Origin of the sequence: Micromonospora sp. LOL_021 (assembly GCF_048060215.1) — a bacterium.
In the GTDB taxonomy this organism is placed as follows: Bacteria; Actinomycetota; Actinomycetes; order Mycobacteriales; family Micromonosporaceae; genus Micromonospora_E.
Map to the genome: position 1 here is coordinate 16,060 of NZ_JBHMIN010000040.1, position 12,349 is coordinate 28,408.

The following is a 12,349-nucleotide window of genomic DNA, read 5'->3' on the forward strand; positions in this document are numbered from 1 at the left end:
GTTCCTTTCACCTTGGGGGCGTCGCGCCGGCCGGTCCGGTCCGGTGCGCGCGGTACTCGGTCGCCGGCACGGCAGGCCAGCGATGGGGGATGTCGATGCCGGCCCGGCGGAGCAGGTCCGCGCCGCGCGACGCGACCTCGACCCGCAGGGCGTCGACATCGACGGTGGTGATCCGACGGTCCCGGACCACCGGCCGGCCGTCGACCAGTACGTCCCGCACGGTGTGGCTGGCCGCGCCCCAGACAAGCTGGGTGGCCAGGTCCCCGCGCGGGGTCCACGCGATGGTGCGGGTGTCCAGTACGACCAGGTCGGCGGCTTTGCCGACCTCGATCGAACCGGTCAGCTGCCCCAGCCCGACGGCGTCGGCGCCGTCGACGGTGGCCAGGGCGAAGATCTCGTCGGCGGGCAACGGCTCGGCCGCGCCGCGGTCGCGGTCCAGCCCGGCGAACAGCCGGGCGGCCCGCCACACGTCCGGGGTGTCACCGGCGTTGTGCGAGTCGCAGCCCAATGCCAGTCGGCCGCCAGCACGCCGCAGCTCGGTGTGCCGGCCTGCCCGGGTGAAGCCCTGGCCGAGCCGCAGGTAGGCACCGGGGCAGGAGGCGACGGCCGCCCCGCTGCCGGCGAGCACGTCGAGTTCGTCGTCGTCGAGCCAGACGGCGTGGCCGAGCAGCAGGCGGGGGGCGAGCACGCCGAGGTCACGCAGGTGCAGCACCGGACGGGGGCGGCCGGCGACGGCGTACCCGGCCGGGTCCTCGGCGCTGGGCGACAGGTGCCAGGTCATCGGTACGTCAAGCCGCTCGGCCAGCTCGGCCGCACCGGTGAACAGTTCGTCGCTGACCAGGTCGTGGCCGACCAGGGTTACCCATCCGGTGACCAGCCGGTCACCGGCCAGCGCGGTGACCGTCTCGGCCTGCGCGGCGAGGGTGTCGGCGGCCGGCATCGCGTACGGGGCGTCGACGGCGTCCCAGCCCCAGCGGCCGACCCGGCCCCGGATGCCGGCGGCGCGCAGCCCGGCGGCGACCCGCAGCGGATGCGCCACGGTGCCCGGCTCGAGCAGGGTGGTCACGCCGTAGCTGAGCGCCTCGACGGCGGTCAGGGTGGCGGACAGTTCGTCGTCGTCGCCGGTGACGGCGGCGTGCAGCGGCACGATCCAGTCGAAGATCGCCTGCTGGGCGGGGACGTCGTCGGGGATGCCGCTGCGGATCAGTGGATCGGCGGTGGTGTGCTGGTGGGCGTTGACCAGGCCGGGGACGACCAGGCAGCCGGCCGCGTCGAGCTCCGGGGTCTGCGGGTACGCGACCCGCAGCGCACCGGTCGGGCCGATGTCGGCGATCCGGCCGTCGACCACCGCGATCGCGCCGCCGGTGACCACCTCCCGGCCGGGGGCCATGGTGACGATGTCGGCGTCGACGACTAGCAGGTCGGCGCGGGCGGGGCCGGGTCCGGAGGCGGCGGTCGGGGCCGCGGGCGTCGGCGTGGTCATGGCCGGATCAGGATCTTGCCGACGAGGTCGCCGGACTCCAGCCGGGCGTACGCCGCGGGCAGGTCGGCGAGCGGGTACTCGGCGCCCCGGACCACCCGCAGCCCGCCGGCGAAGTAGGCGTCGAGCATCGCGGCGAAGTCGGTCGGGGCGTACGCGCCGGCGCCGAGCAGCCGCAGGCCCTGGTGGTAGACCTGGGCCAGCGACAGGCTGACCTGGTCGCCGCTGGTGTTGCCGAGCAGCACCAGCCGGCCGCCGGTGCGCAGGCTGGCCAGGGAGCTGTCCCAGGTGGCCGCACCGACGTGGTCCAGGACCAGGTCGGCGCCGTGCCCGCCGGTGTGTTCCCGGACCCCGGCGGCGGTCCGGTCGTCCAGGTCGAGCACCACGTCGGCGCCGAGTTCGGTGGCGGCGGCCCGTTTGGCCGCGCTGCGGGCCACCGCGATCACCCAGGCGCCGCTGGCGCGGGCGAGCTGGATGGCGGCGATGCTGACCGCGCTGGTGGCTGCCTGGATCACCACGGATTCGCCGGAGCGCAGGGTGCCGACCCGGTGCAGGGCGTGCCAGGCGACGCTCCAGGCGGTGGGCAGTGCGGCGGCGTCGGCGAGGTCGACGTGGTCGGGGACCCGGTGGGCGACGGCGGCCGGTACGGCGACGTACTCGGCGAAGCCGCCGGGACGGTTGCCGCCGACGACGCGCAGCGTGGCGCAGTAGCCGGGGTTGCCGCCGACGCAGGCGGGGCAGTGCCCGCAGCCGATGGTGGGGTCGAGCACCACCCGGTCGCCGGTGCGCAGCGTGCCGACCTCGGCGCCGGTGGCGACCACCTGTCCGGCGACGTCCATGCCGGCGACGTGCGGCAGCGTGAAGCCGGGGAGCAGGCCGGGCCCGCGCAGCTGGAGCAGGTCGAGACGGTTCAGCGCGGCGGCGCGGACGGCGACGACGACGTCGGCCGGGCCGGGCTCGGGGTCCGGCAGGGCGCGCGGCCGTACGACTTCGGGGCCACCGAAGTCGGTCTGAACCATCGCTCGCACCCTGGCCTCCACTGGTCTACAAAACAATATGCCGTCTTGCATTGTGATTAGCGCTGCTTAGCGACGTACTTTGCCTGCGCTCCGGCGGCCTGTCAACGCCTCGACCGAAACTGGCTCAGCTACGTAACGTGCCCGTGATCCAGGCCGGCGCAATCGGGCGGAAGTCGCCATCGACCTGCGGTTATCCGCCGTCGGCGGCGACGATCAGCAGCTCCCGCGCGACCAGCGCGGTACGCAGCACCGCAGCGGCCGACGGATGCAACGGATCCACGCCCAGCAGCCGCTTGATCAGCCCCACCCGGTAGCCGACGGAGTTACGGTGCAGATGCAGTTGTTCACTCACAGCTTGCCTGCTTCCCCCGGTCGCCAACCAGTGGTCCAGGGTGCGGAGCAGGTCGTCGCGCTGCGCGATGGGCCCCAGGTGCCGGTCCACGTACCAGCGCAGCCGGTCTGGCGGCACGGCCAGCAGCAGTTGCGCCAGACCGGCCCGCTCGAACGGCAGCTCGGCCGGCTCCGCCGCCGCGGGACTGTTGCGCAGCTGCAGCCGCAGCAGCAGCCGGGCGTCCCGGAACGAGTCCGGGGTCGCGGTCGGGCCGGTCACCGACCGGCCGCCGGCCACCCGGACCTGGCCGGCACCGACGATCTGTTCCAACCGGCCGCGCAGCCGGGCCACCTCCCGCTCGGCGTCGCCCTGCAGCAGGGTCCAGCCCAGCCGCCCGTCGGCCAGCACCGGCCGGTCCAGCCAGGTCAACGCGGAGGCCCACCGGCGGCGCTGGGTGCCGGTGTAGCCGAGCGCCACCGCCGCATGCGGCTGGTCCAGCCGCCACCGGTACGCCGCAGCGGCCCGCACCAGGTCCGCCTGACCGGCCGGTGACCGGTCACCGGTGCCGTCGCGCAGCGCCCGCAGCAGCCCGTCGGCACCCACCGGTGCCGGCGGGTGCGGCGGCTCCCGGCGTACCGCCTCGATGAGCAACGCGGTGACCGCGGCCCGGGCGTAGTCGAGCTGGCCGGTCCCGACCGGCTCGGCCAGCAGCAGGACACCGAGCCGGCGGCTGCCGGACCCGACCGGCACCGACCGGCCGAGCCAGCCGTCGGCGCAGCGCACCCGGTCGCCACGCAGCGCGCCCGGGTCGACGACGACGCTGTCGCTGGTGGTGTCGCTGGTGGCCAGCAGTTCGCCGGTCTCGGCGACCAGCCGGCAGGCACACCCGGTGGCCTCGGCCAGCCGGGCCAGCAGCACCGGCCAGCCGGCACCGCCGAACGCGAGGTCGGTCAGCCACTGGGCGAACTGGGCCGGCGTCGGTTCGGCGGCCACGGCCAGCCGGGGCCGGGCGGCCGGCACCGGACGGTCGGCCGCCCCGGTCACGTCGGCGATCGATCGAGCAGCCGGACCGCGACGGCCTTCTCCTGGGTGTACTCGCGCAGTGCCGCGTACCCGCCGCCCCGGCTGAACCCGCTCTCCTTCTGCATGTTGAACGGGAACCCGATCACCCCGGCGTCGTGGAACTGGTTGACCGCCACCTGGCCGCTGCGGGCCTGGCCAGCCACCCGCAACGCCCGGGACACGTCGGAGGTCCAGACGCAGCTGAGCAGGCCGAAGTCGGTGCCGTTCATGATCGACACCGCTTCCTCGGTGGTCCGGAACCCCTGCACGGCCAGGACCGGGCCGAAGATCTCCTCGCGGGCCAGCCGCATCGTCTCGTCGACGCCGTCGAACACGGTCGGGGCCACGTACCAGCCGTCGCCGAACGCGGCCGTGGCCGACTCCCCGCCGGTGACCAGCCGCGCCCCGGCGCCCGGCGCCTCGGCCAGGAACCCCCGGACCCGTTCGTACTGGGCCTGGCTGACCAGCGGGCCCATGTCCAGGTCCTGCTCCCACGACCCGACCCGGATCTCGGCCATCGCGGCGGCCACCCGCTCGACCACCTCGGCCCGGATCGACTCCTCGACCACCAGCCGGGAGCCGGCGTAGCAGTTCTGGCCGGCGTTCTCGGTGATCGAGGCGACGATCGCCGGGACGGCGGTGTCCAGATCCGCGTCGGCGAAGACCACGTTCGGCGACTTGCCGCCGAGTTCGAGCTTCACCGGGACGAGGTGCTCGGCGGCGGCGCGCATCACCGCCCGGCCGGTGACGGTCGAGCCGACGAAGCTGATGTGGTCGACATCCGGATGGCCGGTGAGCGCCACGCCGGCCTCCGGGCCGAGCCCGGTCACCACGTTGAGCACCCCGGGCGGCAGGCCGGCCCGGCGGGCCAGCTCAGCCAGGGCGAACGGGGCGAGCGGGGCGATCTCGGACGGTTTGAGCACCACGGTGTTGCCGGCGGCCAGCGCCGGGGCGACGTTCGCGGCGGTGAGCACGGCCGGCACGTTCCACGGGATCACCACCGCGCAGACGCCGTACGGCTCCGGGCGGGTGTAACCGAAGTAGTCAGGGGTACGGGTGGGCAGGGTGACCCCGGTCAGCTTGTCGGCCGCGCCGGCGAAGTAGTCGACGATGCCCTGCGCGATGTAGATGTTGAGCCGCCCGCCGGAACGGGGTTTGCCCACGTCACGGGCCTCATGGGCGGCAAGCTCCTCGACGTGGGCGGCGATCAGGTCGGCCCACCGGCGCAGCGCGGCGCCGCGTTCGCTCGGCGAGGTCGCGGCCCAGTCGGGGGCGGCCCGACGGGCGGCGGCGACCGCGCGGTCCACGTCGACGGCGCGGGCCAGGGCGACCGGCTGGATGCTCCGCCGGGTCGCCGGGTCGAGCACCGGAAGTTCGCCACCGTCGGCGGCCGCCTCCCAGGCACCGTCGATCAGCTGGCGGGCAGCGGGAATGTCCAGGTCAGCCATGGTGGAATCCTTGACCCTCCATGTTCCGCATGTCAAGATGCAGTCTCGCTTTGTGAGTACACCGGGAGGATTTGCGTGCGGGTCACGGCGGCGGTACTGGACAACGCGGGTGCACCGTTCACCCTGCAGGAGCTCGACCTGGCCGAACCCGGCCCGGACGAGGTGCTGGTACGCGTACACAGCGTCGGTATCTGCGGCACCGACCTGGAGTTCGCCAACTTCTTCCCCACCCCGGCGGTGCTCGGCCACGAGGGTGCCGGCGTGGTCGAGCAGGTCGGCGAGCGGGTCACTGGGGTCTCGGCCGGCGATCACGTGGCGATGAGCTTCACCTCGTGCGGCAACTGCCCGCTCTGTCTGACCGGCAGCCCGGCGTACTGCCGCAGCTTCGACGCGGTCAACTTCGCCGGCCGCCGCCCGGACGGCAGCAGCGCGCTGTCCCGCGACGGCGAGCCGGTCAACGGACACTTTCTCGGCCAGTCGTCGTTCGCCAGCCACGTGGTCGCCCCGGCCCGCGCCGTGGTGCCGATCAGCAAGGAGATCGACCTGCGGCTGGTCGGGCCGTTCGGCTGCGGCTTCGGCACCGGAGCCGGCGCGGTGCTCAACGTGCTCCGCCCACCGGTCGGGTCGTCGATCGTCGTCTTCGGTGCCGGCTCGGTCGGCGTGGCGGCGATCCTGGCCGCCCGGATCGCCGGCTGCACCACGATCGCCGCGGTCGACGTCAACGCCGACAAGCTGGACACCGCCCGCCTGCTCGGCGCCACCCACGGCGTCGACTCGCGCACCGGGGACGCGAAGGAACTGCTCGCCGCGATCGCCCCGTACGGCTTCGACTTCGCGATCGACGCCACCGGACGCGAGGAGGTGCTGCGGACCGCGGTCGAGTCACTCGGCCCGCTGGGTCGGTGCGGCGTCGTCGGGGTCGGCCCCAGCGAACGGATGAGCTTCGACTGGCGCAGCATCCTCAACGGGCGCACCGTCACCGGGATCATCGGCGGCGACAGCCTGCCCCAGGTGTTCCTGCCGAAGCTGCTGGACCTGCACACCGCCGGCCGGTTCCCGGTGGACCGGCTGCTCAGCTACTACCCGTTCGAGCAGATCAAAGAGGCGGTGGCGGCGGTACGCTCCGGCACCGTCGGCAAGGCCGTCCTGACGCTCTGACCCGACCGTGTCCCACTGCGAAACGTTGTCTCGCCATGTGAGTGGGATTACCCTCGGCTCCAGACACCCAGTGGCGCGGCTGGGAAACACCGCGCGGCAGTCAGCACATGTGGAGCTCGCCCGCCATGACTGAATCTCGTATCGCGGGTCCGTCCGACCCGCAGTCCGCGGCACCGTTCGACCACCACTCCGCCGAGTGCAACGCCGACCCGGTCGGCTACTACCGGGCGTACCGCGACAAATGCCCGGTCGGCCGGACCGACGCACACGGCGGCTTCGTCTACACAACCCGGTACGCCGACGTGGTCCGCGTCGCCCGCGACGACGACACCTTCTCCTCGGCCCGCGCCACCGCCGGCGGCGACGGCACCGCCATCGTCATCCCCCGCGGACCCGGCCTGGAGCAGTACCCGATCGAGCTGGACCCGCCGGCCGCCGGCGACTACCGCGACCTGATCAACCCGCTGCTCACCCAGGACGCGGTCGCGAAACTCGCCCCGATGATCGCCCGGCACACCACCCGGATCATCGACGACTTCGTCACCGAAGGCTCGGTCGACTTCGTCCGCGACCTGACCAACCCGCTGCCGGCCGCCGTCACCCTGGACTGGCTCGGCTTCCCCGAGGCGGAATGGCCCAAGCTGGCCAAGCCGATCCACGACATCTTCGCCGCCCTGCCCGGCAGCGAACGTGCCATCCGGGGCGGCCAGGGCCTGGCGTACATGGACGAACGGATCCGGGAGCTGATCCACGCGCGGCGCGCCGAGCCGGCCGACGACGCGGTCAGCTACCTGGTCGCCCAGCGCCGACCCGACGGCGAACTGTTCGGCGTCGACGAGCTGGTCTCCGTCATCGGTTTGCTGATCGCCGGCGGGGTGGACACCACCACCTCGTTGACCGGCTCCACCCTAGTGCACCTGAGCCGCAACCCGGAGCAGCGGCAACGGCTGATCGACTCACCCGACCTGCTCGACGGCGCCACCGAGGAGTTCCTGCGGGTCTTCGCGCCGTCCCAGTCGATGGCCCGTACCGCGCGCGCCGACGCCGAGGTCGGCGGCTGCCCGGTCAGCGCCGGCGAACGGATCTTGATCCCCTGGGTCGCCGCCAACCACGACCCGGCGGTCTTCCCCGAGCCGGAGCAGGTCCGGCTGGACCGCGACGCCACCCGGCACCTCAGCTTCGGCATCGGCAGCCACCGGTGTGCCGGCGCCCACCTGGCCCGACTGATGTTCCGCGAAATGATCACCCAGGTGCTGACCCGGCTGCCGGACTACCGGGTCATCGAAGACGGTCTCGTCGGCTACCCCACCAAGGGGAACCAAACCGGCTGGGACGCCATCCCGGCCGTGTTCACCCCCGGTCGCCGCGCCGCCGACGCGCCGACCGGGGGTGCCCCGGCGCTCACCCGCCCGGGCGGGGACCGGGAGCTGGTCGTCGCGGCGGTCACCCGGGCCGCCGACGAGGTGCTGGAGGTACGGCTGGCCGCCGCCGACGGCGCACCGCTGCCGGCCTGGGCGCCCGGCGCCCACCTGGAGGTACGGCTGCCGTCCGGCCGGGTCCGGCAGTACTCGCTCTGCGGCGACCCGGCCGACGCCGGCGGCTACCGGATCGGTGTGCTGCGGGAGACCTCCGGGCGCGGCGGCTCTGTCGAGCTGCACACCGTCGCCGCCGCCGGCGCGACCCTGACGGTACGCGGCCCGCGTAACCACTTCCCGCTGGTCGACGCCGACGAATACCTGTTCCTGGCCGGCGGCATCGGGATCACCCCGATCCTCGCCATGGTCCGGGAGGCCGTCCGACGCGATACGCCGTACCGGGTGGTCTACGGCGGCCGCAGCCGCGCCTCGATGGCCTTCGCCGACGAACTGGCCGCCCTCGCCGGGGACCGGGCCGTTCTGCTGCCACAGGACGAGGCAGGGCTGCCCGACCTGGCCGGGCTGATCGGTGGCGTCGGCGACGGCGCGGCCGTCTACTGCTGCGGACCCGGCGCTATGATCAACGCAGTGGAGCAGGTGTGCGCCGACGCCGGCCGCACCGGGCAGCTGCACGTGGAGCGCTTCGCCGCCGGCGACGACCTTGAGGTGGCGTTCGACCCGGCGGCCAACACCGAGTTCGACGTCCAGTTGGCCCGCACCGGGGTCACCCTGCGGGTACCGAAGGACAAGCGGATGATCGAGGTGCTGCGCGAGGCCGTGCCCGGCCTGACCTACGACTGTGAGAAGGGCTACTGCGGGGCGTGTGAGACCCGGGTGCTGGCCGGTACGCCGGAACACCGCGACTCGCTGCTCACCGAGGACGAACGGGCCGCCGGCCGCAGCATGATGATCTGCGTCGGCCGGTGCAGCTCCGACCGCCTGGTGCTCGACCTCTGACCCGACCGTACGACGAAGGGCGGGACCGGATCCCCGGTCCCGCCCTTCGCGCTGTGTTGCCGCATGTTCAGGTGAAATGCGGGCGGCCCGCTGCGCTACGACTTTGGAGCGCGGCGGGCCGTCCACGTACCAGCAAGTGAGGTCAGTTACCCCACTCGATGTTCACCTCGGCCGCCTCGGCGATCTTGAACCGGCCACCTGGCACCACGGCCACCGCGCTGCGGTCGGTGACGACGTTCTTGCCGAAGCCGTCGACCAGCGGGCGGCCGACGTCGCGCTTGAGCCACAGCCGCAGCAGGTGGCGGCGACGCTCCGGCTCCGGGTAGTCGACGTAGCCGGTCCGCGAGTGCAGGGCGGCGTAGTTCAGCAGCCACTGCACGTCGCCGGGCTGGAAGTCCATGTCCAGCGCCAGGCCCGGCTCCTGGGCAATCTCGTCGTAAAGGTGCAGCAGCTCGATCTGGGCCTCGGTGAGCCGGGGCACCTCCGGGTAGTCCTGCGCCGAGAAGATCATCGAACTGCCGGCGTAGGTGCTGAAGACGCCGTCGACGTAGCTGCAGATCGGCGACAGGTAGGTCTTCGCCGGGGCGTCGTGGTCCTGCTTGTACCAGTCCCAGTGCCACGGCTCGAACAGCAGCGGCGCCAGGTCCGGCCGGCGGCGCAGGATCTCGTTGTAGATGGTGGTGCCGCTGACCAGGCTGCTCGACCCGCCGTCCTTGGCCGCCCGCAGGCACATCAGCGCGACGACGTCGGAGCTGTCGGAGTGGAACGGCAGCCGGTCACGCACCCGCGACGGCAGCGCCGACGGGTCGTCGAGGGTCTTGTTGGAGGTGGCGATGACGTGGTCGAGCACGTCACCCATCTGGTTCTGCCCCATCGGTACGCCGAGGTGCAGCCCCATCAGGAAGAAGATCGCACCGGCGAGGGTGTCGCCGTACTCCTCGGTGCGCAGCCCGCGCACCAGGATGAAGCCGCGGCCCGAGTCCATCTGCTGGGCGCATTCGGCGTTGAGGCCGGCGCAGACCGGCAGCGGGTAGTCGGCGGCGGTGACCGTACGCAGGTCGGGGTCGTCGGCGACGAACTTGCGCCCGACGGTCTCCAGCTCGGTCCGCTCGGCGTCACTGAGGTGGTAGATCCATTCGGTGGACTTGCTCAGCTCGTCGCCGCGCCAGGCGGACGGGCCGGAGATCGGGGCCAGGTCGATTGCGGTCGTCATGATGATGCGCTCCGAGGGTCGTCGGTTCTGATGGAAGAGTCGGCCGGTGTCCCGGGTGCGACGCGTGGCGGCGTGCGCGGACCGGTTCGGTCAGGACAGGGGTGCCGTGCCCGCCGTGTCGCCCGGCGTGTCAGGTGCCGGGGTGCGACAGACGGGCGTACTCGAAAATCAGAACGGGGTCTGCGGGTCCCCGGCAGCGGTCCCGGGGCGCATGCCCTCGCGCGGCGGGTGGACCCGCAGCGGCTCCTCGTAACCGCGCACCAGCAATCCAGAGCCTTGCGGAACTCGGATCATGGCGTTCTCCTGCGGCTGGGTGGTCGTGTCCGCCAGCCTAGGCCAGCACAAGTCGACCGTCAACAGAGACGCCGTCTCGCAATACGATCATTCTCGGGGGCTCTCGGTAGGGGTACCGACTAACGGAGCGCTCGGTCGAGCAGGTTGACAAGCGTGTCGGCGGCCCCGGCCGCGTCGAAGCCGGGGTCGGCGAGGCGCTGCGCCACGATCGCGTCGATCGCCCCGTTGACGATGACGGCCGTACCACGGGAATCGACGTCGGCGCGGTAGTCGCCGGCCGCCATCGCCGCGTCGATCAACCCCGCGACCGCCGCCCGGCGACCCTCGTCGTCCGGGCTGTCGGTGATCCCGGCGTCGGCGGTGATCGCCTCGATGATCATGCGAGCGTGATCAGGACGGGCGTCGAGGTGGCCGACCAGCGCCCGGATGTACGCGTACAGCGCGGCAGCACCCGACTGGTCGGCGACGGCCGCGCCGACCGCAGTGGTGAGCGCGTCGATCACCGTCTGGTAGGCGGCCCGGAGCACGGCGTCCTTGGTCGGGAAGTGGTAGAGCACGGCCGCCTTGGAGACCTCGGCGGCCTCGGCGATCCGGGCCAGCGAGGCCCCTCGGTACCCGTGCTCGGCAACGAGATCGATGGTCACCTGGACGAACTGCGCCCGCCGCGCCCGCTCGGTGATCGTCAGCGGCTTGCCTGCCAGGTCCGGGCCGGTCGATGACATGAGTCCGAGCCTACCTGTCGGGAAGAAATTCTACTGCGTGGTTAGACTTCTGACCGTATGGTAGATCGACGACAGCGCGGAGCGCACGCCCGGAAAGGAGCCCAGATGCGCCGCCTACTCCCCCGCCTGCGCCGCCGACGCTGGCTTGTCGTCGGCATCGCCGCCCTGATCACCACCATCGCGCTACTGACCGGCTGCCTCGCTGTCCGCACCCCCGCGCCGGTCGGCCACTTCACCTCGGCCGCCGCCGCAGACCGCTTTCTCGCCGCGTACGACCGGGCCATGGCGGACCTGCCGAGCGCCGACCGGACCTTGGACGTACGGACCAGCTACGGCGTGGTGCGGCTCTACCACTTCGCCGGCGCCGAGCCGGACGCCGATCCGCTGCTGCTGTTGCCGGGTCGAGCCGCGGCCTCGCCGGTCTGGGCCGACAACCTGCCCGCACTGCTGCGACTGCGCAGCGTCTACACCATCGACCTGCTCGGCGAGCCGGGGATGAGCATCCAGCAGCGGCCAATCGAGACCCCCACCGACCACGCCCAGTGGCTGCACGAGGTGCTGATCGAGTTGCCGGAGCCGGCCATCCACCTGGTCGGACTCTCAATCGGCGGTTGGACCGCGATGAACCTGGCGGTGCACCGACCGGAGAAGATCACCAGTGTCACCCTGCTCGATCCGGTCCTGGTCTTCGCCGACCTGTCCTGGCAGGCGATCCTCCGATCGATTCCGGCCAGCGTCCGCTGGTTTCCCAGGTCCTGGCGCGACGACTTCGCCAGTTGGACCGCCAACGACGCGCCCGTCGAGGACGTACCGGTCGCCCGGATGATCGAGGCCGGCATGCAGACGTACGCGCTGAAGCTCTCCGCACCGCACCGGGTCACGCCTGAGGATCTGTCCGGGGTAGGGACACCGACGCTGGCGCTGCTCGCCGGCGAATCCCGGATGCACGACACGGCCGAAGCGGCCGAGGTCGCCGAGCGGGCACTACCCGAGGCGACGGTGATCGTCTACCCGGACGCCTCGCACGCAATCAACGGCGAGTACCCGGACCGGATCGCCGCCGACATTGCAACCTTCCTCGCAGCGTCCGGCCCTTAGCCGCCCAGGCTCGGCCCTGGAGCCACCCGCACGAAGGATTCGTGCTCACCACCAGCAAAAACGTTGATCAGATAAGTAGTGAATTCGGAAGCATTCTCACGATAGCCGCCAAGCAGCGGACGACTCTGGAAAGACACCGAACCGACCGGCTT

10 protein-coding genes are annotated in these 12,349 nt (G+C 72.4%); 3 read left to right on the top strand and 7 right to left on the bottom strand.

The features are described 5' to 3' along the window. Positions 1-7: 7 nt before the first annotated feature. From ACFHWT_RS22670 to ACFHWT_RS22685, 4 genes are all read right to left on the bottom strand, one after another. Complete coding sequence (locus ACFHWT_RS22670; protein ID WP_416596674.1) at positions 8-1,483, bottom strand: amidohydrolase family protein; 1,476 nt, start codon at positions 1,481-1,483, stop codon at positions 8-10. Then, positions 1,480-2,499, bottom strand: a complete 1,020-nt coding sequence (locus ACFHWT_RS22675) for a zinc-binding dehydrogenase (RefSeq protein WP_416596675.1) — start codon at positions 2,497-2,499, stop codon at positions 1,480-1,482. Before ACFHWT_RS22675 ends, ACFHWT_RS22670 begins: the two co-directional genes overlap by 4 nt. Before the next feature lie 190 nt (positions 2,500-2,689). After that, the gene (locus ACFHWT_RS22680) at positions 2,690-3,874 is read right to left on the bottom strand and encodes a PucR family transcriptional regulator (RefSeq protein ID WP_416596676.1); all 1,185 of its coding nucleotides are present in this window, start codon (positions 3,872-3,874) and stop codon (positions 2,690-2,692) included. Further along, complete coding sequence (locus ACFHWT_RS22685) at positions 3,871-5,340, bottom strand: aldehyde dehydrogenase family protein (RefSeq protein ID WP_416596677.1); 1,470 nt, start codon at positions 5,338-5,340, stop codon at positions 3,871-3,873. Before ACFHWT_RS22685 ends, ACFHWT_RS22680 begins: the two co-directional genes overlap by 4 nt. Before the next feature lie 75 nt (positions 5,341-5,415). Here ACFHWT_RS22685 and ACFHWT_RS22690 point away from each other — a divergent pair, with 75 nt between their 5' ends. Continuing rightward, complete coding sequence (locus tag ACFHWT_RS22690; protein ID WP_416596678.1) at positions 5,416-6,498, top strand: NAD(P)-dependent alcohol dehydrogenase; 1,083 nt, start codon at positions 5,416-5,418, stop codon at positions 6,496-6,498. A 125-nt stretch (positions 6,499-6,623) separates the two neighbouring features. Then, a complete protein-coding gene (locus ACFHWT_RS22695; protein WP_416596679.1) occupies positions 6,624-8,870 on the top strand; it encodes a cytochrome P450 in 2,247 nt (748 codons plus the stop codon). Between the two features lie 142 nt (positions 8,871-9,012). On the opposite strand, the gene ACFHWT_RS22700 is transcribed toward ACFHWT_RS22695, so the two are convergent. The 3 genes from ACFHWT_RS22700 to ACFHWT_RS22710 all read right to left on the bottom strand — a co-directional run bounded on the left by ACFHWT_RS22700 (position 9,013) and on the right by ACFHWT_RS22710 (position 11,099). Then, positions 9,013-10,083 (bottom strand): TauD/TfdA family dioxygenase, encoded by a 1,071-nt coding sequence (locus tag ACFHWT_RS22700; RefSeq protein ID WP_416596680.1) that lies wholly within the window; start codon positions 10,081-10,083, stop codon positions 9,013-9,015. Between the two features lie 168 nt (positions 10,084-10,251). Further along, entirely contained in the window at positions 10,252-10,377 is a 126-nt protein-coding gene (locus ACFHWT_RS22705) for a hypothetical protein (RefSeq protein WP_255554102.1), read from the bottom strand. A gap of 119 nt (positions 10,378-10,496) precedes the next feature. Further along, complete coding sequence (locus tag ACFHWT_RS22710) at positions 10,497-11,099, bottom strand: TetR/AcrR family transcriptional regulator (protein ID WP_416596681.1); 603 nt, start codon at positions 11,097-11,099, stop codon at positions 10,497-10,499. Between the two features lie 105 nt (positions 11,100-11,204). On the opposite strand from ACFHWT_RS22710, the gene ACFHWT_RS22715 reads away from it, so the two are divergent. Continuing rightward, positions 11,205-12,197, top strand: a complete 993-nt coding sequence (locus tag ACFHWT_RS22715) for an alpha/beta fold hydrolase (RefSeq protein WP_416596682.1) — start codon at positions 11,205-11,207, stop codon at positions 12,195-12,197. The last annotated feature ends 152 nt before the right edge of the window (positions 12,198-12,349 follow it).

Excerpts from the sequence above, each read along its gene's own strand:
- ACFHWT_RS22670 (WP_416596674.1), bottom strand. The coding sequence starts at position 1,483 with ATGACCACGCCGACGCCCGCGGCCCCGACCGCCGCCTCCGGACCCGGC.
- ACFHWT_RS22675 (WP_416596675.1), bottom strand. The coding sequence starts at position 2,499 with ATGGTTCAGACCGACTTCGGTGGCCCCGAAGTCGTACGGCCGCGCGCC.
- ACFHWT_RS22685 (WP_416596677.1), bottom strand. The coding sequence starts at position 5,340 with ATGGCTGACCTGGACATTCCCGCTGCCCGCCAGCTGATCGACGGTGCC.
- ACFHWT_RS22695 (WP_416596679.1), top strand. The coding sequence starts at position 6,624 with ATGACTGAATCTCGTATCGCGGGTCCGTCCGACCCGCAGTCCGCGGCA.
- ACFHWT_RS22700 (WP_416596680.1), bottom strand. The coding sequence starts at position 10,083 with ATGACGACCGCAATCGACCTGGCCCCGATCTCCGGCCCGTCCGCCTGG.
- ACFHWT_RS22705 (WP_255554102.1), bottom strand. The coding sequence starts at position 10,377 with ATGATCCGAGTTCCGCAAGGCTCTGGATTGCTGGTGCGCGGTTACGAG.
- ACFHWT_RS22710 (WP_416596681.1), bottom strand. The coding sequence starts at position 11,099 with ATGTCATCGACCGGCCCGGACCTGGCAGGCAAGCCGCTGACGATCACC.
- ACFHWT_RS22715 (WP_416596682.1), top strand. The coding sequence starts at position 11,205 with ATGCGCCGCCTACTCCCCCGCCTGCGCCGCCGACGCTGGCTTGTCGTC.